This is a genomic window from Neorhizobium sp. P1_A6 (genome assembly GCF_056406795.1).
The window spans coordinates 24,133-43,173 of the sequence record NZ_JBFTZM010000012.1 but is presented as its reverse complement, the minus strand read 5'-3'; the positions used below and the strand labels follow the sequence as shown (position 1 = coordinate 43,173).

Here is a 19,041-nt window from a genome sequence, read left to right as displayed (position 1 = left end):
GGCAGAGGGGGGTGCCGCGGGCGAGAGAACCGATAGCGTAACAACAAGTATCCGGCGAAAAATCCAACACCATCCCCTCAATACCCCAGCGGCGGAAGCTGCTCGTCCCGCGGTTCGGCCAGCCGCATCTCGTCGGTATCGTCGGTGCCGAGTTCCTGGTAGGCGCGATAGGTCAGCACCAGCAGGAAGGCGAAGAAGGAGAACGAGATGACGATCGCCGTCAGGATCAGCGCCTGCGGCAGCGGATTGGCGGCGTTCGACGACAGCGTGTCCATGCCGGCCGGGATGATCGGCGGCACTTCGCGGGTGAGCCTGCCGGTGGTGAAGAGCGTGAGGTTGACGGCATTGCCGAGCAGCACCACGCCGAGCAGGATGCGCACGGTGTGCTTCGACAGCAGAAGGTAGATCGCGGCGGCAAAGAACAGGCCGATCAGGATCGAAAACAGCGCTTCCATCAGTCTCCTCCCTCCGCATCCGAACCGGGCTCCTGTTCGAGCGCCAGCGCGATCGAGGTGATCGCCCCGACGACCACCAGATAGACGCCGATATCGAAGGACATGACGGTGGCGAGCGGCACCTCGACCTCGAAGACGACGGGATAGACCCAGAGCCCGGTCATGAACGGCACGCCGAACACGATCGAGATCAGGCCGGAAAGCGTCGCAAGCAACAGCCCGGCGCCGGCAATCGCCATCGGGTGGAACCGGATCGCGCGGCGCACCGCCGGCACGCCGAAGGCGATGCCGTAGATCGCCAGCGCCGAAGCCGCAATCAACCCGCCGATGAACCCGCCGCCGGGTTCGTTATGGCCACGCAACAGGACGAAGACGGAGAACAGCAGCATCAACGCGGTGAGGAAGGGCGCGACGGTGCGCAGGATGAGGGTGTTCATGGATGAGCACCTTGCACGTTGGTTGCCACCACCTCTTGGAGGTTGAACAAGCTCCGTTCCCTTCGTAGGTCGAACCCGGTGAGCCCCCCTCTGCCCTGCCGGGCATCTCCCCCTCGGGTGGGGAGATCACAAGCGGCACGATCCCCGCTCATCCAAAAACGTCGTGCGGAAGGCAACACCAAACTGGAAGCGATGAGCAACCTCCCAGCCGATCTCCCCCCTTGAGGGGGAGATGCCCGGCAGGGCAGAGGGGGGTAAACCACACCCGTCAACGCCGCGTCTCCATTTTGTCGTCCGCAACCTTTTTGCCCGCCCTCACCCGGATCAGCGCCAGCACCGCCAGCCCGGTCACCATCACCACCGCGATCTCGCCCAGTGTATCGGTGCCGCGGAAGTCGACGATGATGACGTTGACGACGTTGGCGCCGTGGGCGACGGTCTTGGAATAGGCGTTGAAGAAGTCAGTGAGCAGGGTATCGAACGGCGCCTGCGTCGATTTCAAAAGCAGCAGCGTGAAGCCGAGACCGCAGGCGACTGCGATCGTCCCGTCGAAGAGCGATTGCCCCAGAGGCCGGTGGTCGCGGGGCGAGAGCCGCAGCCGCGTCATTACCAGCGCCAGGATGACGACCGACAGGGTCTCGACCATGAACTGGGTGAACGACAGGTCCGGCGCGCCGAACAGCAGGAAGATGACGGCGACGGCAAAACCCTGGATGCCGAGCGAAACGATCGCCGTCAGCCGATCCTTTGCACGCAGCGCGGCGATAAGGCCGATCACCGCGATTGCAAAGAACGCGGCTTCCTGGACCAGCAATTGCTCCGGCCAGGCGGGCATGGCGGGCAGTTCGCCGAACAGGAAGGGCGGGACGAGCAGCGTCACGGCCAGCAGGATGAAGGTGGCGGTGATGTAGATTTCCAGCCGGCCCGGCTGGACGAGGCGGGTGACGACGCCCGAAAGCCGCACCAGGCCGGAGACGAAATGGTCGAAACCGCGGTCCGGGCCGGGGCCAAGGCTTTCCACCGCCCGCACCATGAAGGCCCGCAGGTCCGTCAGCCGCCAGAAGGCGAGCGCGCCGAGCAATACGGTGACCACCGACAGAAGCAGGGGCACGCCGAGATGCGGCATGGTCGAAATGTCGATGACGATCTTCTGGGCGGTGATCGCGCTTGCCATTGGCGAGGAGATGTAACGATGCGCCACGCCGGAAAAGAGTGCGGCCGCCAGGCCGAGCACCGAGAGAACTACCGGGCCGAGCCAGAGCGTCATTGGTCCTTCATGGGCATGTTTCGGCGTCTCGACATCGGGGCCGAGGAAGGGTTTCAGCGCCACGGCGAAGCCGATAGCGAACATCAGCGCATTGCCGATGACGGCGAGGCCGGTGAAAAACACGGCGCGCGGATTGCCGGCGGCAAGCGCCGCATAGATCTCCTCCTTGGCGAGGAAACCGAAAAACAGCGGCAGGCCGCCCATCGAGAGCGCCGCCAGCAGGGCCGCGCCGAAGGTGACCGGCATGGCGGCGCGCAGGCCCCCGAGCTTGGTGACGTCGCGGCTGCCGGCCTCATGATCCACCGTGCCGGCGACCATGAACAGCGCGCCCTTGAACAGCGAATGGGCGACGAGATAGAGCACCGCCGCCTCGACCGCATGCGCCGAGCCGAAGCCGGTCAGCATGACCAGGAGACCGAGTGAGGCCATGGTCGTGTAGGCGAGCATCAGCTTCAGGTCCGTCTGGCGAATGGCCAAAAACGTGCCGGCAATCAGCGTGATACCGCCGAAGAAGGGCAGCAGGATCATCCAGGCGGGCGTTTGCCCCATGACCGGGTTCAACCGCATCAGCAGGTAGACGCCAGCCTTCACCATGGTTGCCGAATGCAGATAGGCCGAGACCGGCGTCGGCGCTTCCATGGCGTTCGGCAGCCAGAAATGGAACGGAAACTGCGCCGACTTGGTGAAGGCGCCGGCGAGCACCAGCAGCAGGGTTGCGAGATAGAACGGGCTCTGGCGCAGCCCTTCGCCGAGATGCACGAGCAGCGAAAGCTGGGTGACGCCGGTGATGTTCCAGAGGAAGACCAGGCCGGCGAGCAGGCAGAGCCCGCCGCCGCCGGTGACCACCAGCGCCTGAAGTGCTGCACGCCGCGCCGCCTCCCGCTCGTGATCGAAGCCGATCAGCAGGAACGAGGTGATCGAGGTCAGTTCCCAATAGACGAACAGCATCAGAAAGCTGTCGGAGACGACTAGGCCGAGCATGGCGCCCATGAAGGCGAGGATGAAGGCCATGAAGCGCCCCTGCCCCTCATGACCCTTCATGTAGCCGCCGGAATAAACGACGATCAGGGTGCCGATGCCGGTGATCAGAAGCGCGAAGGTGAGCGACAGGCCATCGAGGAACCAGGAAAAGGAGAGGTTGAAGCTCGGCGCCCAGGCATAGCCCCCGGTCACCACTTCGCCGGCGGCGATTTCAGGCAGGAAGGTGCAGAAATGCGCAAACGCGAGTGCCGGGGCCGCTGCCAGAACCCAGGCGGCCCTATCGCCCAGACGGCGGGTGAGGAAGGGCGCCAGAACCGAAGCGAGGAAGGGAAGGAAGAGTGCGAAGAACGTCAACGCCGGCGCATTGGCAGCCATGTCATCTCCACGCTTCAGAAATCCCATACCCCCGACCGTTCGGAGGCAGGAGATTTTCTATGGGAAACATGTCCCCGCCTCAAGCAGAACCGGACGAAACACACAGAAACGCGAGTTTTCGGGAATTTGAGCAAGGGCTGGCGATGCTTGGCGGCGGCGGCTTTGCGGCATGATCGTCATTGCTGGCGTCGCAAAACTGCTAATTCTGCGGCCGGCCGAGCTATGTTGGGTTCGCGCTCCCGGCTGGTGCCTGGCCTATGCTTAGGCAACGGTTCGGCGTCATGCCTCAGGCTTCACTCAGCCGAGAATTTCACCGTCACGCCGCGCTGCCGAAAGTAGGCCTGCATCAGTTTTCTGCCGGAACGGTTGTTCTGCACGAGCTTAGCCGGGTCGAATACGGCTTCCTTCAAACCCGCCCGGGCCATCGCCGCCTTGAGAGCCGCGATATGCACGTCGATGTCGGCGTTGTTCGCCTGGAGCGATTCATAAATGCGGCCTGTTGCATCTGCTACGGTCGGTTCAGTCACTGCCACTTTCCTGCTGTTATTCGCGTGGCGCGTACCACATTTTTTTGGGTTTGACCTTATTGTGGTGAAAAATGCCTTCGTCAATGTGCGACGACAGATTGGAACATCGCGTTCGCTTTCGAAGATGTGACACGCGAGGCAGGCCATGGGGAAACCGGCATCACGGCCCGTGATGCTAGGGCAACAATGCGTTAACAGGGACATAAGACCATCCTCGATGCCATAGGTTCGTGATGCCGAATAGCCAACGCGAAGGGAATGTCCTTGAGGAGTGGGACCTGAATAGCAGCCACCATTGAAGGTAATGGTAGTAGCCTTGTTAGCACTTCTTTACCAATAACGCATCTCAGACGATGCCTGACCGGCAGAAACCTGTATAGCTATCAATAACATTCCGCTTCCTTCATAACCCGATGCTTATCTTCCGGCCCGTTCAGACAGTTGATCAATGATGAGGCTCGCCGAAATCGTCATCCTCGCTTTGTTCGGGATAGCTGTAGTCTGGGTTTTGATCACCGCCCCGCCTGGGTCACTAAGTCCGTTTTGCACGTATACTACGCAATATGAACTGACAGCGTCTCTTCATGTTGATGGACAGATACTCGTCTCCTCCGTACGAACCCAGCATTCCCAATCCCGTCGCTGGGTCTCCACGATCAACAGTGGAGGATGTCAGCAGTCGCATGGCAGGACTTTGGCCTTCAAGGCCTCAGATGGTCGAGCCTTCCTCATTCCGACGCTCTTATGCCCGCTTGCCGAAGACGTGTTGATGGATGTGCAGCAGGTCGATGTTTTGCGCATCTGTCAGGGGCGTTGGCCGAACAAAGCCGTGGGCTTCATCGTCAATACAGCTGATCGGCCAACAGTTTGGGGGCCGTTCGATTTCTCGAAGTCAGGAGCGGTGAAGCTGGTTGCGATGGAAGCCAAAAGCTATACCTGGGGAAGCCCAGATGACAATATTGATGAACTACTTCCAGCTCTTGCAGAGACTTTTTTCGATGATGGTGGCAGTTGGTGGAATAGCCCAAATCGCATCCTGCGTCTGCCGAAGGAGATCGTATATCGAGCGGCGAAGGCCGATGGCTCTACAACGATGAGGGGGGCACAGCCATAGGCATACCGAAAAGAGCATACTTTGCGTTGGCCGGATTAGCGCTCTTCACTCTCGCGAAGGGCTGGTACACCGACTCTGCCTACATGAATCGTCCTCCCAAAGTGGATGTTGAAACGATACGTCCGGACGGCATCCGAACGGCGCACGACTTTGGGTTGGGCATTTACATCAAGGTCCCCGAGCACAAAGCAGCTGGCTTACATTCGTTGGAGCTGGCGGAAAACCTGGACGTTATAGTCAAAATATTGGGATTGGATTATCTGAGAAAGTTGAAAAGTCTTAGGGGCCAGAACGACGGCTATTCCGACTGGTCCGAAAGTCCGCTCGACTTTGAAATGCTCAAGCGCACGTCCCGGATCAATGCGGCCGTTCTAACCTCACTTGAAGCTACCTGTGCCGATTACAGAGAGAAAGACAGATCATACTGCGTCGCCTTTAGACGCGCTCGCGTAGAATCTGGGTACTTCGTCACTCACGCTGATGGTCGGGTCGCCATTCTTGATCCTAGAAGTCGAAACATTCACATTGCTTACGCAGGTCCACATACTGGGCCTCGCCGATGATGTCTCAATAGAATGCGTCAGCCTCACAATGCCGACATCCGCTCTCCAATCGCGGACTTTTCCTTCGCCGCCTCGATGCCTATCTATGGGGAAAACGAAAGGAACCTTGCGATGTCCGATGTCATCACCCCGAAAGTCCAGAAGACCGATGCGGAGTGGCGCGAACTCTTGACGCCCGAGCAGTACCGCATCCTGCGCCAGGCCGGCACCGAACGTGCCTTTACCGGGCCCTTCTGGAACAGCCATGAAAAGGGCCTCTACAGCTGCGCCGCCTGCCACGAGCCGCTGTTCGTCTCCGATACCAAGTTCGATTCCGGCTGCGGCTGGCCGAGCTATTTCGAGGCGGTGAATCCGGAGGCGATCACCGAAATCCGCGACGTGTCGCACGGCATGGTGCGCACCGAAGTCCGCTGCAGCAATTGCGGCGGCCATCTCGGCCACGTCTTCCCCGACGGCCCGCCGCCGACCGGCCTGCGCTACTGCATCAACGGCCATGCAATGGATTTCGAGGCGATGAAGTGAAGCAAAACACCCGAAGCGTCGGCGATCCGCCGGCGCTTTTTTTAATTCTCAGTAATCTTCGCTGATCTCGAGCCAATAGCCGTCCGGATCCTGCAGGTAGATCGACCGAACGCCGTCGGCGCGGCTGTAGATTCTGCCCTCGTTTCTGGCCAGATCGCCGTATTTCGTGCCGGTTGCGGCGATGTGGGCGACCGTGGCGTCGAGGTCGGTCACGGCGATGCAGAGATGGGTCGACATGGTGACGTAGGTTTGGCCGAAATCGCCTTCGATCAGGTGGATCGACTGGTCGTCGCCGATGCCGAACCAGCGGATGTTCGGCTTGCGGGCCTTGCACTCGATTTCCGGCAGGCGCAGGACCCGATGATAGAACTCGGCGCTGCGGGTGAGATCACGAACCATGATGGACAGGTGGTTTATGCGAAGCGACGCGGTCATGCTCTCCTCCAACAGCAATCGCGGGACCGCCTGACGTCAGGCCGGGTCCTTGTCGTGGACGACGATCCCGGGCGGCAGTTGCACCCAGGAATGCCGGCGGCAATCATAGACCGAATCCTGCGGCGCCGGGAAGCCCGGATCGGCGAAGGCGCCCTAGCACGCCCCTCATCCGCCTGCCGGCACCTTCTCCCCGTCTTGACGGGGAGAAGGACGCAAGTCGCGCTGGCGTGCCCCAATAACAGGCGATGAATAAGGCACGTTCCCTCTCCCCGCCTGCGGGGGTCCGAAGGACGGGTTGAGACGAGTGGCTCAACCCCGGCAAGGGTTAGGGTGAGGGGCAGCGATACCCTGTGCGCTAGACCGGCAGTTCCACCATGAACGCGAAGCGGGCCTTTTCGCCCGGCTGGAGAACCACGCCGTAGGGGCGTTTCGCCAAGTCGTCCGAACCGCCGAGTTCGGCCGCGGTGCCGTGCCAGGGTTCGATGCAGATGAAGGGGGCTCCGGGTTTCTGCCAGAGCGCCAGGTTCGGCAGGTTCTCGAAGGAAAACTTGAGGGCGGGGCCGCCCTCGGCGGCATAGGTCAGCCCCTCGCCCGCCCCTTCCGGAAAGATCATCGCATCCGCCTCGAACATCGCATGGTCGAGAGTGAGGCTGCCGGCCTTGAACGGCGACGGCAGCTTTTCCGGCTTCACCAGCCCGCCTTCCAGCCGCGTCAAAGCCGGTTCGGCGCCATTGTCGAGGGTGATGGTGTGGGCCCTGCCCGCCGCGCCGGGGATCGGCCAGGCGAAGGCCGGGTGGAACCCGAGGCCGAAGGGCATCGGCTTTTGATCGCGGTTTTCGACTTCGGCCGCGACCGTCAGCGTCCGGCCATCCAGCGAATGCTCGACCGCCAGCAGGAATTCGAACGGATAGACGGCGCGTGTCGCGTCGGAGGCGGCGAGCTCGTAACGACACATGGTTTCGCTCGACGAGGCAAGCGTAAATTCGCGGCGGCGGGCAAAACCGTGCTGGCCCATCTCGTAAGGCTTGCCGTCGACGCTGATCCGGTTTTCCGGCGCCTTGCCGACCATCGGAAAGAGAACCGGCGAGCGGCCGTTCCAGAAGGCGGCATCACCATTCCAGAGAAACGAGCGGCCATCGGCGGCTGCCAGCGCCTGCATCTCGGAGCCGAGCGAGGAGATGTCGACGGTCAGGTATTGGTTGGAGATGCGGGTGACGTCGGACATGGCGGCTCCTTCTGGTTCCGGTTCGCAATCATGCCCTCATCTTTGCGCGCCAGAGGTTTCGGTTCAATGACGCGTGCGGTCTTTTCGAGCGTCAAACGACGCCAAGCCAGTTCGACTCAGTCCTTCGCGACCTCGCCCGCATATTCATCGTCCGTCACCGCGCCCAGCCATTCCGCGGTGCTGCCGTTCAGCGCTTCCTGGATGGCGATATGGGTCATGGCGGTGGTCGGGGATGCACCGTGCCAGTGTTTTTCGCCGGGCGGGAACCAGATCACGTCGCCGGGCCGGATGGCCCGGACCGGCTCGCCCCAGACCTGGGCGAGACCCGCGCCGGCCGTGACGAACAGCGTCTGTCCGAGCGGGTGGGTGTGCCAGTCGGTGCGCGCACCCGGCTCGAAGGTGACCGAAAGGGCGCGGACCCGGGCCGGCTCCGGCGCTTCGACGATCGGATCGAGCCGGACGGTGCCGGTGAAATATTGTGGCGGTGCCTTCGAAGGCTGCGATCCGCTGCGCTTGATGTCCATGGTTCGATCCTCGCTGAACGACTGTTTCGCTTCATATAGGTCAGGACGGCATATAGGTCACAACGGGCGCGGCGCGACGTCCAAAAATTCTTGACTTCGATTTTCGCACGTTTATGCCTTTCAGTCGAAGAGCGTCGGCCTTTGAGGTTCAGTTTGCCTAAGTAATCCCCGGTCTCGACAGGTTCACCCTCCCATGCGTGGAAGAGCGATGACGCTTGCTCGCGTGGGAACACTGTTCATCGGGGTGGCGGCTTGAGACCGGTTTGGCATTGATCGTGCCAGTGCGGCCTGAAGCTGCCCTGAACCGTCCGACTAAGACCTCCGACGCTTGCTCCCCACAGTCCGGACCTTCGCCACACCGTGCGCGCCCGAAGAGGGCTTCTTGAGTGCCGTTTCCCGCATGAACTTCCTGACCGGAAGATCAAAACGGCATGTGCGACATCCTCCATCTCGAATGGACTGCAACCCCTAAAACTCCACCCCGGCCAATCCTTGCCTGCAGCGGCTGCGGGTTATCGAGACCATTCCGCTCCAGCGGCCGCATCCGCCTCAACGCCAACGGCAAAAGGCTCGATGCCTGGCTCATCTACCGATGCATCGCCTGCGACGGCACCTGGAACCGGCCGATCTTCGTGCGGCAGACCATCCGGGCGATCGATCCCGCCCTGCTCGACGCGATGCAGGCGAGCACGCCGGACTTCGTCGCCCGCATCGAATTCGACGCACAGGCGCTGAAGGCCAAGGCTGGATGCATCGAGGAAAGCGACGACATCGAGATGCGCAAGGCGGTGCTTCGCCACGATGCGGAGTGGCGGCGGATCACAATCACGCTCGCCCTGCCCTACCCGACCGGCCTGCGGCTCGACCGGCTGCTGGCGGCGGAACTTCAGCTATCGCGCAGCCGGCTGCAGGCGCTTTTCGACAGGCGAGAGATTCGGGTCGGGCCAGAGCGAAAGGACGCGCTGAAACGCGGCATACGCGACGGCACCCAAATCACGCTCGACCTGCGCGACGAGGCCGAGCGAATGGCGGTGGGCAAGGCGGCGATGGGCGGCTGATCAGCGATAACCGGTGGCGTCGGCCGGTTTGCCGGGCTCCTGCACCTCTTTCAGGTAGCGCCAGCAATCCGGTCGCGAGCCGTCGACATCGTCGAACTCATAGACCCTGGCAAGGCCGCCGCTCGACAGCGACTGGCCGTTCCAGCGTGCCCGGTCCGGATCGGCGGCAAGCGCTGCCACCGCCCGGCCGATGAAGCGCGGGGTTTCGGAAATGCAGAAATGCGGCTGGGCGACGAGAGCATCCCGCCAGGTCTCCTCGGTCACCTGGTAGATATCCAGCATCATTTCGGAGCGCAGCCAGCCTGGCGTGATCGACACCGAGGTGCTGCCGACCTTTTCGAGATCCTTGCCGTGCGCCCAGGCCATGCGCGTCACCGCGGTTTTGGCGAGGTCGTAGAAGGGCGAGAGGCGATAATGCTCGGCATTGTATTCCGCCGTGCCATCGGTGACCTCGACCAGCAGGCCACCCGGCGTCTCGATCATCAGCTTCAGCGCATGATGGGCGGTGATCAGGTGGGTGTCGATCGCCAGCCGCAGCATGCGCAGGCCCTTTTCGAGGTCGTGCTCCCAGACCGGCCTGTCCCATTCGAACAGATGCTCGCCGCCCCAGATGTCGTTGACGAGGATATCCAGCCGGCCCTGCTCCCGGCGGATGCGCTCGACGAGCGCTGCGACATCCTCCGGGACGAGGTGATCGAGCGGCACCGCGATGCCCGTGCCTCCGGCCTGCGTTACCAGCTCGGCGGTATCCTCGATCGTCTCCGGCCGCCCGTATTCCGACTGCTTCTCCCGGGTGGTCCGGCCGGTGACATAAACGGTTGCGCCAGCCGCCCCGAGCTCGACCGCGATACCCCGCCCGGCACCCCGCGTGGCGCCTGCCACCAGCGCGATTTTCCCCTTCAGCGGCTTTTTGTACACGTGCGACATGACGGCTCCTTCCCTTCCGGTTCGGTACGGTTAGAACTGGCTTTCCAAATCGAGACAATATATAAACGTTTATTCGTTTATAATTCGAGAGGCAAGATGGCGCGACCAAAAACCATGCCAGACAGCGAGGTGCTGACGGCAGCGCTGAAGGTGATGCACGACAAAGGCCCGGAGGCGCTGACCTTCGCCTCGCTCGCCACAGCCTGCGGCCTTTCCGGCTCGACGCTGGTGCAGCGCTTCAGGAACAAGGAAGAACTTGCCCGCGCCGCCCTGCTGTTTGCCTGGGACAATCTCGACGCAAGGACCCAAGCGGCGATCGCCGCCGCGCCGAAAACGCCTCAAGGTGCCGTGGACATTCTCGTTACGCTGTCCGGAGACTATGGCGGTATCGAGACTTACGCCGAGGGCCTGGTGATGCTGCGCGAGGATTTTCGCGATTCTTGCCTGCGCGCCCGCGGCAGCGCCTGGGGCGAGGTTCTGTCCGCCGCGATCACCGCCTGTTTTGCGGCGACGCCGGGTACGCCGGACGATATCGGCATGCTGATGGCCTCTCAGTGGCAGGGCTGTCTTCTCTGGTGGGGATTCGATCCTGCGGGGCCGGTCGACGCGCATGTGCGCCGGAGCCTGGAAGCGTTTGTCGCAGCGGTGCTGCCCGGACAATAGAAACGGCCCAGGATCCCGTCAGCCCTTGATCGTGACAAGCGCCAGTTGACAATTTTCGAAAATTTGCCCTCCTTGTCGTGTCTCAATCTCAACAGGAAAGAGACAGCAATGCGCAAATCCTTCTACGTCACCCAAAGCATCTACTCGGAACCTGGGCCGTATCGCGAAACATTGATGCGCGGCGGCGTCGAGCCAAACTCAATTGCCCGGTGGATTAGCTCATTCATGCAACATCCTCGCGGGGCCGAATCCGAAGAACGAGGTTTCACACCCGAACAGGCCGCCGATCTTGAGCTTCGTTCCGTGGCCGAGATTCTGTCAATCGTTGTAGAGCGCAATTTGCTCGAAGGCGGCGGCGCACAGCCTAAGGTTGGCGGCGTATGCCGGGATTTCGCTATACTGGCGGTTAGTAGATTTCGCGAACTCGGCACCCCGGATTGGCTTTGCGAATGGCATGACGGCGGGCGCTGGAAACGGCTCGATTTGGAGTTTGCAGCCGTCGGGGGAGTTTCCTTCGACACCTTAGACGTGCCGCGCGCCCGCTTTCTAACGGCGGGCGAGGCATGGTTTCGGATCAAAGACGAACCGGAGATTGCCTCCCGTTTTGGCGTGTCGAGCCTCGGCCTCGGCGGGGAATGGTTTGTCGCGGGAAGCCTGCTTCGGGAAGTCGCAGCCCTGCGTAAACTGGAACTGAAACCGTGGGATTACTGGGGTCTATCAAAGGACCTCTCCCCCGTTTCAACCGAGTTGTCGGACCAGGCGAGGACGACGCTAGACCAACTCGCTTCACGGCTCAGGACCGTCGCTATCGATGGCGAGGACGAGGACGAGCCGGAAGCTTTAGCGGACTGGCCTTTACCAGAGGAGGTTATCAGCTTCCCGCAAGGTGAGGCTGTAGCTATCGTGCTGCGTAATTCCTGACTTCTGCGGCAAAAACGAGCCGCTGATTTTCAGGAAATTCCTGTCGCGAAAGTCAGAGTTTCGCGACAGGACATATTCCACATTTAAGCCAGGGGCTGCGGGATCCCGGGCCTTTCGTCGACCTTCCAGCTCAGGCGATCTTGCCGGTGCGCCGCGGGCGAAGAATGGCAGCCAGCCGGCGGCAGGCGATCAACAGAATTTCCGTCTTCAGCGACACGATCGCGACACCGGCAAGCACGATCGCGGTGGCGATGATCTCTCTCAGGCTGACGGGTTCGCCCAGCAGGACAAAACCGAGGATAATCGTCCAGGGCGGCAGGAAATAACCGTTCATCGAACCGATGGTCGGACCTGCCTTCTTGAGGATGTTCATGTAGAGAACGATCGGCAGGGCCGTTCCGAACACGCCGAGGACGAGAAGCAGCGGCAGGTTGTCGAGCGCCGGAGCAAAGGCCGAAAGACCGCCGAGATAGATCATCACCGAGAAGGTCGGCAGGCCGGAAAACAGCTGCTGTCCCAGCGCCAGCCGGACCGGCTGAGCACCGGGGATACCGCGCACATAAAGATTGCCGAGCGCGTAGCTGACCGCGACGATGGCCACGGCGCCGACGCCGCGAAGGCTGACATTGTCGGCACCGAGCGCTGCCGGACCGATCAGCAGGACCATACCGCCGAAGCCGATAGCAAGCCCGAGCGCCACTTTCGGCGTCAGCCGCTCGCTCGCAAACAGCGCCTGCGCCAGAACCGCGACGACGAGCGGGGTGGAGGCCTGGATCATCGATGTCAGGCCCGCCGAAATTTCCGTCAGCGCATAGGCCGTCAGGCTGTTCGGGACGACGCCCTGCAGGAAACCGAGGACGACCCAGTCACGCATTTCCCGCCCGCGCGGGAGAATGTTGTGGCCGGAGACGATCATCCAGATGGCGATCAGGCTGCCGCCCATCAGCCCCCTCACCGCCGTCAGGGCGAGCGGAGAGAGCGCGGTGCCGGCCAGCTTCAGGAGAATGAAAGCACCTCCCCACAGGAAGGAACAGGCAAGCATCTGCACGATCAGCGGAATTTCAAAGGACTTCCTTGCGGCGATCGAAGGCATGGTCGGCTCCTCACTATTTATCTTCATGTGAAGATATTTGCTCCCGATTTATCTTCATGTCAAGATAGTTTTGTCGAGACGGAGAATCGGAATGGCGCAGACACGAAAAACGCAGGATCACATCGACCGGGCGCGGGCCCAGTGGGCTAAACAATTGCCGGATCTCGACACGGGCCCGATGGAAATTCTCGGCCGCGTCTACCGCCTGTCGCGGCTGGTCACACCATCGATCGAGGCGACATTCGCATCGTTCAAGCTGGACCGAGGAGAGTTCGATGTCGTGGGCACGCTGCTGCGCTCCGGGCCGCCCCATCGGCTGACGCCGACGGAACTCTACCGGTCGCTGATGATCGCCTCCGGCAGCCTCACCCACCGGCTGGGCCGGCTGGAAAAGGCCGGCCTGATCAAGCGCGTCCCGTCCGACAGAGACGGCCGAAGCCTTTCCGTGCAGTTGACCGACGAGGGTATCGGCAGAGCGGAGGCCGCGTTCCGGCAGGACATGGCAAGCGAGGCAGCGGCGATCGCGGGCTTCGATCCGGAAAAGAAGGCGCAGCTTGCAGGCCTGCTGCGGGAACTGAACCTCGCCGTCGAGGCCCATCTTTCACGACAGGGACCGGCAGAGCCAACGGAGGATTGACCGCCAGCGAAGATCAGACGGAAGCGAGCTTTCGACGTGCCGGCAAGGTCATGGCGGCAACTCCTGCGACGACGCAGACGAGGCCGGCCCATGCGCCCGGATGCAGGCTTTCGCCGAGGAAAACGACGCCGATCGCCACCCCGACGGGGACCCGCAGATAGGCCTGCGACGTCGCGCCGACCGAGCCGAGCGTCTGCATCAGCCTGAAATAGATGACGAAGGCGAGCGCCGTCGAAAACACCGAGAGCGCCACCAGCGACAGGATCGAGTCCATAGAGGGCTCAAGCGTCCAGGGCTTGTCGACGATCAGGCTCGCCGGGACCAGCAGCGCGGCGCCGCAGACGAGCGAGCCCGCCGCCGGCATGATCGGGTCGAGGCCCTTGAAGTTCTTGCCGAAGATCGCCGCGCCGGCATAACACACCGTCGCCAGCACGATCGCCAGCTGCGGCACCAGCCTCTCCCCGAGGCCCGACAGCGCTTCGACGCCGATCACCATGCAGATGCCGACCAGCCCCGCGCCGACGCCGAATAGTTTTCGCACCGTCACCGGCTCGTGGCGGGTGATCAATGCGGTGATCAGGAAGGCGAAGATCGGCGTGGTGGAATTGAGGATCGCCGCAAGCCCGGCATCGGTCGATTGTTCCGCCCAGGCGATCAGCGTGAAGGGAATGGCGCTGTTCAGGCAGGCCTGGAACAGGAAGCGGGCCCAAGTGCCGCCGTCGCGCGGCAGTTTCAGGCCGCGGCCGCGGATCACGGCAAGCAGCATCGTTCCGGCAATCAGCGTACGCAGTGCGATCAGGGTCACCGGCGGGATGGTCCAGACGCCGATCTTGATGAACGTATAGGAGGCGCCCCAGAGCGTGGAGAGCGCCAGAAGCAGCGCCAGTTCCCTGGTCATATTCGGTGTGTTCGGCATGATGTCAGCTGGCCTGTTCGCATTTCGATGCGGATGTTCTAGGTGAAGACGCAGGGCTGATGCTTCGGTGCGGATCGAAGTATTCTCAAGCTGCGCTGCCCGATCGGCTGCACTTGCGGGCGGGCACCGCCTGTTGCAATGATGCGGGTTCATTCAAGGAACAAGATATGCCTTCGATCGAGCTGTTTCTCGCCTTCCTCGCCACCACGGCGGTGTTCGCCTATATTCCCGGGCCGGCCATGCTTTATGCCGCGGCCCAGACGCTGGCGCGCGGGCGGTGGTCGGGGCTGATGGCCTCGCTCGGCATCCATATCGGCGGTTACGCGCATGTGTTCACCGCCGCCGCGGGGCTTTCGGTGCTCTTTCATGCCGTTCCGATCCTGTACATGGTGGTGAAGCTCGGCGGAGCGGCCTATCTCGTCTGGCTCGGCATCTCGCTGTTCCGCGCCAAGGCGGCGGGCGATGCCGAACTTCCGGAGATCGCGGAGAAATCCGGCCGGCGGGCGTTTTTCGAAAGCATTACGGTGGAAGTGCTGAACCCGAAGACGGCGATCTTCTTCCTCGCCTTCCTGCCGCAGTTCATCGACGCCTCGGCCGCCTTCCCCATCTGGCTGCAGTTCGCGATCCTCGGCACGATCGTCAACCTGATGTTCTCGTCCGCCGATATCGTCTGCGTCTTCCTCGCCGGCGCTGTCATCACCCGGCTGAAACGGTCGAGCGGGGCACAACGGCTGATGCAGCGGGCCGGAGGGGCGCTGCTAGTCGGGCTCGGCGCGCATCTGGCGCTGCAGCGGAGTTAGTCAGTCCGTCTCCGTCTGGCCGCTCTTGGCACGTTCTTCCGACAACTTCCGATATTTGGCTTCGAAATAGACGAGGACTTCTTCAACCGCCTTAACCCGACCTGCCTCTGCATCGGCAAGACCACGAGCAAGCGCGGCGTCCAACGCCGCCAAACGCTTCGCTCTCTCTTCCGGTGGCCCTGCGCGGTTGAGCCAGGCTTCGAACGGATCATCATCTTCCATGCGTTGATCCTCCGACACCAAAACTATCATAGGGAGCAACGCTGCACCATCTCACCCCGTGACCCTCATCTCCATGCAGGTCAGATCCAGCCAGCGGCCGAACTTGGTGCCGACTTCGGAAAACGTGCCGGCGGTGCGGAAGCCGAGTTTTTTGTGCAGGCCGATCGAGGCGGTGTTTCCGGCCTCGATGCAGGCGACCATGACGTGGATGCCGTTTTCGGCGGCGCGGGTGATCAGGTCCCGCATCAGCAGCCGGCCGATGCCGGCGCCGCGGAAATCGCGGTGCACATAGACGGAATGCTCGACCGTGTGGCGGAAACCATCGAAGGCGCGCCAGTCGCCATAGGAAGCGTAACCGGCGACCTTGCCGCCGACATCCGCCACGAGCACCGGAAAGCCGCGCGCCTTGCGAGCGGCGAACCATTCCTTGCGGTTCTGGAGGTCGACGAGGACCTCGTTCCAGATCGCCGTCGTGTTGGCGACCGCGTCGTTGTAGATCTCCATGATCACAGGGAGATCGGCTTCGGTGGCGTCGCGGACAAGGGGTTCGGTCATTAGATTTCGTCCATCATGATACTCGTTTGTCCATTATATCAGACGATGGAACGGCGAGTCCAGATTGGCTGGCCTACTCCTTTGATAACTTCATTGGAATTAATGAGGGAGGGGCGAGCCTGAAGCTAATCGGTTGCCCGCGACAAACCGAATCTCGGATCAAAAACCGCCGGAGAGGCTGAAGCAGGTCATGACCGCGCCGTAGTGGACGGCGGCCGCGGCGACGACGAAGCCGTGCCAGATGGCGTTCTGGAACCGCAGCCGTTCCCAGACGTGGAAGATCACGCCCAGCGAATAGATGAAGCCGCCGATGACGATCAGCCAGACGGTGACCGCCGGGAGATATTGCGAGATCGGCCCCGCCACCATCACGCCGCTCCAGCCCATGGCGAGATAGAGCAGGATCGTCAGCTTGTCGAAACGGCCGGGAAACAGACATTTCAGCGTGATACCGAAGATCGCGGTCGCCCAGATTGCCAGAAGCATGGCGAATATCCAGGGGTCGTGCGCGCCGCGTTGCAGGAACGGCGTATAGGTCGCGGCGATCAGGATGAAGATCGCCGAATGGTCCAGCCGCCGCAGCACCCATTTGGTGCGCGAGCGAGGCCAGATATTGTAGGTGAACGAGATCGACAGGCAGATGATCAGTCCGAGGCCGTAGATCCAGGCGGCGGCGATCTCGCCATGGCTCGACCAGACGGTCGCATAGAAGATCAGGGCGGTGGCGCCGACCAGCGCGAACACGATACCGACGCCGTGGATGATGCCATCCGCGACGATCTCGTGGAAATCGTATTTCCGCCCGAAATTGAAAAACTCGTTCATCCGACCTTCCGCCTGCCTCGATCTTAAGAATGAGCATGACCGCGGCGGAAGGCAAGAGAGGGAGGATTCACATTCCGTTTCCCGCGTTAAACTTCCTCCGACACCTCGGCGGCGCAGGCCTGGCAAAGGGGCGTGTGCGGCACGGCATCCAGTCGCTGCTCGGCGATCCGCTGGCCGCATCTGGCGCAGATGCCGAACGTGCCGGCGGCGATGCGGTGAAGTGCCGCATCGATTGCCGCAAGCTCCCGTTCGCCGGTTTCGCCGAGTTCTTCCAGCACCTCGTCATTGTTGCGTTCGACGGCGCGGTCGTCGTCATCAGGATTGCGGGGCGTGACGAAATCCTGTTCGATGCGGCTCAGGCGGCCTTCCAGCTCCGCCTTCCTCGCCCTTAGAACGCTGCCATATCTTGACGTATCCATGGATCCGTTCCTTCTCAGCGGTCGACGAGGACCGAGCATGTGGCGTGGCGCACGACGCGGTCGGCCGTGGCACCGATCAGGTAGTTCGACAGGTCGGGGATATGCGAGGCGACGATGATCAGGTCTGCGCCCTGCTCTTCCGAAGCGGCCAGGATTTCGCGCGCCGGCGCGCCCTGGCGGATTTCGATATCGGCCTCGATGCCGGCTTTTTCGCGAAGCTCGACGAGCAGCCGTTCGGCATCCTGACGGGCCGCAACTGTCAGATCGACGGTCAGCTCGGAGACAAGATAAGCGGGCATATCCTCGACCACGTTGACGATCAGGATCATGCCGCCCGTGTCGAGCAGGTTCGTTGCCGTGCGCAGAATGCGCTCGCCCTTTTCCAGAGCGGAAACATCCACCGCAACGACGATCTTCTTGTACATGCGATCTCCTTCATGTTTTTCGCCCATTGTAGCTTCATACGGTCCAAACCGCCTTGACCGAGGTCAAACCCGCTCATTGTCCATAATTTGGAGACGATCCATCGCCAGTTTGCGCTCTATCGTGAACGATGGGCATGGGCCATATAGGTTGCAACGAGGCGTTCACCCGCCCCATGCCCGAAAGGATTTCGATATGTCCGACGTCATGCAACCCTTCGCCCTGACCCGCCCGGCCCATGTCCGCGGCGCGCATCTGGTCGTCAGCGACCTGGCCCTGGTTTCCGGCTTCTACCAGAACATTATCGGCCTGCAGGTCATCGAAAAGAACCCGAGCGGCGAAGTGCTGGGCGTCAGCGGCCAACCGCTCCTGACGCTTTCGACCGGCAAAAACGTCGCCCGTGCGCCGCGCAACGCCGCCGGCCTGTTCCACACTGCTTTCCTGGTGCCAAACCGGCAGGAGCTAGCCCACTGGCTGGCACATTCCGCCGACAACAATATCCGGCTGGAGGGTGCCTCCGATCACCTCGTCAGCGAGGCGATCTATCTATCCGACCCTGAAGGCAACGGAATCGAGATCTACCGCGACCGAACCCCGCAGGAATGGACCTATCAGCCGGACGGTACGATCGCCATGGCGACCGAACGCCTGAACCTGCAGGAACTTTACAACAGCGCTCCGAAGCAGGCCTTTGACGGCATGGCCGATGGCACCGCCGTTGGTCACATCCATCTGCAGGTCGGCGATATTCCGCAGGCCGACGCCTTCTATCGCGACGTGCTGGGCCTGAAGGTGATGGCGCGGTATCCGGGCGCGAGCTTCTTTGCAACCGGCGACTACCACCACCATATCGCCGCCAATATCTGGAACAGCCGCGGTGCGCAGGCCCGCGAAGGCAATATGACCGGGCTCTCGGACTACACCGTCCGGTTCAACGACAAGGCGGCGCTCGACAGGGCGCTGACGGCGCTCGATGCCCAGGAGATCGCCGCCACCAAAACCGCTGAAGGCTGGTCGCTGAAAGACCCGTGGGGCATCGGCCTGACGCTCGCCGCCTGAGCGCAGCCACCCCCGTTTGCGGACAAGCGGCGTTCCGGAACCGGAGCGCCGCTTTCGCGTTGAGAGCGATCACGGGGACCTCTGGACATGACAATCAT

Annotated in this window: 23 protein-coding genes; 8 read left to right on the top strand and 15 right to left on the bottom strand. The window is 62.1% G+C overall.

Annotated elements, in window-relative coordinates:
• Positions 1 to 77 precede the first annotated feature (77 nt).
• From AC1D3C_RS22350 to AC1D3C_RS22335, 4 genes are all read right to left on the bottom strand, one after another.
• Positions 78 to 455, bottom strand: coding sequence for a Na+/H+ antiporter subunit C (locus AC1D3C_RS22350; protein WP_247039312.1), 378 nt, complete (start codon positions 453 to 455; stop codon positions 78 to 80).
• Positions 455 to 892 carry a Na+/H+ antiporter subunit B gene (locus AC1D3C_RS22345; protein ID WP_247139046.1) on the bottom strand — a complete coding sequence of 146 codons (438 nt, stop codon included), beginning with the start codon at positions 890 to 892 and terminating at the stop codon, positions 455 to 457. The genes AC1D3C_RS22350 and AC1D3C_RS22345 overlap by 1 nt, the downstream gene beginning before the upstream one ends.
• Before the next feature lie 268 nt (positions 893 to 1,160).
• Positions 1,161 to 3,515, bottom strand: coding sequence for a putative monovalent cation/H+ antiporter subunit A (locus tag AC1D3C_RS22340; RefSeq protein ID WP_477484389.1), 2,355 nt, complete (start codon positions 3,513 to 3,515; stop codon positions 1,161 to 1,163).
• 293 nt (positions 3,516 to 3,808) lie between these two features.
• Positions 3,809 to 4,042 carry a hypothetical protein gene (locus AC1D3C_RS22335; RefSeq protein ID WP_046631434.1) on the bottom strand — a complete coding sequence of 78 codons (234 nt, stop codon included), beginning with the start codon at positions 4,040 to 4,042 and terminating at the stop codon, positions 3,809 to 3,811.
• Positions 4,043 to 4,811: 769 nt separating this feature from the next.
• Between AC1D3C_RS22335 and AC1D3C_RS22330 the strand changes: the two genes are divergently transcribed.
• Positions 4,812 to 5,156, top strand: coding sequence for a hypothetical protein (locus tag AC1D3C_RS22330; protein ID WP_477484388.1), 345 nt, complete (start codon positions 4,812 to 4,814; stop codon positions 5,154 to 5,156).
• 674 nt (positions 5,157 to 5,830) lie between these two features.
• Complete coding sequence (gene msrB, locus AC1D3C_RS22325) at positions 5,831 to 6,241, top strand: peptide-methionine (R)-S-oxide reductase MsrB (protein ID WP_038584863.1); 411 nt, start codon at positions 5,831 to 5,833, stop codon at positions 6,239 to 6,241.
• 48 nt (positions 6,242 to 6,289) lie between these two features.
• Here the strand turns inward: msrB and AC1D3C_RS22320 are convergent, their stop codons facing one another.
• The 3 genes from AC1D3C_RS22320 to AC1D3C_RS22310 form a co-directional block, all read right to left on the bottom strand.
• A complete protein-coding gene (locus AC1D3C_RS22320) occupies positions 6,290 to 6,676 on the bottom strand; it encodes a VOC family protein (protein ID WP_477484387.1) in 387 nt (128 codons plus the stop codon).
• Between the two features lie 355 nt (positions 6,677 to 7,031).
• A complete protein-coding gene (locus AC1D3C_RS22315; protein WP_477484386.1) occupies positions 7,032 to 7,901 on the bottom strand; it encodes an aldose 1-epimerase family protein in 870 nt (289 codons plus the stop codon).
• A 116-nt stretch (positions 7,902 to 8,017) separates the two neighbouring features.
• Positions 8,018 to 8,425 (bottom strand): (R)-mandelonitrile lyase, encoded by a 408-nt coding sequence (locus AC1D3C_RS22310; protein WP_477484385.1) that lies wholly within the window; start codon positions 8,423 to 8,425, stop codon positions 8,018 to 8,020.
• Between the two features lie 431 nt (positions 8,426 to 8,856).
• Between AC1D3C_RS22310 and AC1D3C_RS22305 the strand changes: the two genes are divergently transcribed.
• The gene (locus AC1D3C_RS22305; protein WP_477484384.1) at positions 8,857 to 9,483 is read left to right on the top strand and encodes a DUF1062 domain-containing protein; all 627 of its coding nucleotides are present in this window, start codon (positions 8,857 to 8,859) and stop codon (positions 9,481 to 9,483) included.
• Here AC1D3C_RS22305 and AC1D3C_RS22300 read toward each other — a convergent pair whose 3' ends face one another.
• Positions 9,484 to 10,410 carry an SDR family oxidoreductase gene (locus tag AC1D3C_RS22300; RefSeq protein WP_477484383.1) on the bottom strand — a complete coding sequence of 309 codons (927 nt, stop codon included), beginning with the start codon at positions 10,408 to 10,410 and terminating at the stop codon, positions 9,484 to 9,486.
• Between the two features lie 96 nt (positions 10,411 to 10,506).
• Here AC1D3C_RS22300 and AC1D3C_RS22295 point away from each other — a divergent pair, with 96 nt between their 5' ends.
• Both AC1D3C_RS22295 and AC1D3C_RS22290 read left to right on the top strand, forming a co-directional pair.
• Positions 10,507 to 11,073 carry a TetR/AcrR family transcriptional regulator gene (locus AC1D3C_RS22295; RefSeq protein ID WP_477484382.1) on the top strand — a complete coding sequence of 189 codons (567 nt, stop codon included), beginning with the start codon at positions 10,507 to 10,509 and terminating at the stop codon, positions 11,071 to 11,073.
• Between the two features lie 108 nt (positions 11,074 to 11,181).
• Positions 11,182 to 11,994, top strand: a complete 813-nt coding sequence (locus AC1D3C_RS22290; RefSeq protein ID WP_477484381.1) for a transglutaminase-like domain-containing protein — start codon at positions 11,182 to 11,184, stop codon at positions 11,992 to 11,994.
• Positions 11,995 to 12,124: 130 nt separating this feature from the next.
• Here AC1D3C_RS22290 and AC1D3C_RS22285 read toward each other — a convergent pair whose 3' ends face one another.
• On the bottom strand, positions 12,125 to 13,087 hold the full coding sequence (locus AC1D3C_RS22285) for a DMT family transporter (RefSeq protein WP_477484380.1): 963 nt from the start codon (positions 13,085 to 13,087) through the stop codon (positions 12,125 to 12,127).
• Between the two features lie 91 nt (positions 13,088 to 13,178).
• Here AC1D3C_RS22285 and AC1D3C_RS22280 point away from each other — a divergent pair, with 91 nt between their 5' ends.
• Positions 13,179 to 13,724: a MarR family winged helix-turn-helix transcriptional regulator gene (locus AC1D3C_RS22280; RefSeq protein ID WP_477484379.1), complete on the top strand. Its 546-nt coding sequence runs from the start codon at positions 13,179 to 13,181 to the stop codon at positions 13,722 to 13,724.
• A 13-nt stretch (positions 13,725 to 13,737) separates the two neighbouring features.
• Here the strand turns inward: AC1D3C_RS22280 and AC1D3C_RS22275 are convergent, their stop codons facing one another.
• The gene (locus AC1D3C_RS22275; RefSeq protein WP_477484378.1) at positions 13,738 to 14,640 is read right to left on the bottom strand and encodes a DMT family transporter; all 903 of its coding nucleotides are present in this window, start codon (positions 14,638 to 14,640) and stop codon (positions 13,738 to 13,740) included.
• A gap of 167 nt (positions 14,641 to 14,807) precedes the next feature.
• Here AC1D3C_RS22275 and AC1D3C_RS22270 point away from each other — a divergent pair, with 167 nt between their 5' ends.
• Complete coding sequence (locus tag AC1D3C_RS22270; protein WP_477484377.1) at positions 14,808 to 15,440, top strand: LysE family translocator; 633 nt, start codon at positions 14,808 to 14,810, stop codon at positions 15,438 to 15,440.
• Here AC1D3C_RS22270 and AC1D3C_RS22265 read toward each other — a convergent pair whose 3' ends face one another.
• The 5 genes from AC1D3C_RS22265 to AC1D3C_RS22245 form a co-directional block, all read right to left on the bottom strand.
• A complete protein-coding gene (locus AC1D3C_RS22265) occupies positions 15,441 to 15,662 on the bottom strand; it encodes a hypothetical protein (protein WP_477484376.1) in 222 nt (73 codons plus the stop codon).
• 51 nt (positions 15,663 to 15,713) lie between these two features.
• A complete protein-coding gene (locus AC1D3C_RS22260) occupies positions 15,714 to 16,217 on the bottom strand; it encodes an N-acetyltransferase family protein (RefSeq protein WP_477484375.1) in 504 nt (167 codons plus the stop codon).
• A 159-nt stretch (positions 16,218 to 16,376) separates the two neighbouring features.
• Positions 16,377 to 17,042 carry a PAQR family membrane homeostasis protein TrhA gene (gene trhA / locus AC1D3C_RS22255; RefSeq protein ID WP_046631404.1) on the bottom strand — a complete coding sequence of 222 codons (666 nt, stop codon included), beginning with the start codon at positions 17,040 to 17,042 and terminating at the stop codon, positions 16,377 to 16,379.
• An 86-nt stretch (positions 17,043 to 17,128) separates the two neighbouring features.
• Positions 17,129 to 17,461 (bottom strand): TraR/DksA family transcriptional regulator, encoded by a 333-nt coding sequence (locus AC1D3C_RS22250; protein WP_477484374.1) that lies wholly within the window; start codon positions 17,459 to 17,461, stop codon positions 17,129 to 17,131.
• 14 nt (positions 17,462 to 17,475) lie between these two features.
• Positions 17,476 to 17,886, bottom strand: coding sequence for a universal stress protein (locus AC1D3C_RS22245; protein WP_038541064.1), 411 nt, complete (start codon positions 17,884 to 17,886; stop codon positions 17,476 to 17,478).
• Positions 17,887 to 18,079: 193 nt separating this feature from the next.
• Between AC1D3C_RS22245 and AC1D3C_RS22240 the strand changes: the two genes are divergently transcribed.
• A complete protein-coding gene (locus AC1D3C_RS22240; protein WP_477484373.1) occupies positions 18,080 to 18,943 on the top strand; it encodes a VOC family protein in 864 nt (287 codons plus the stop codon).
• The last annotated feature ends 98 nt before the right edge of the window (positions 18,944 to 19,041 follow it).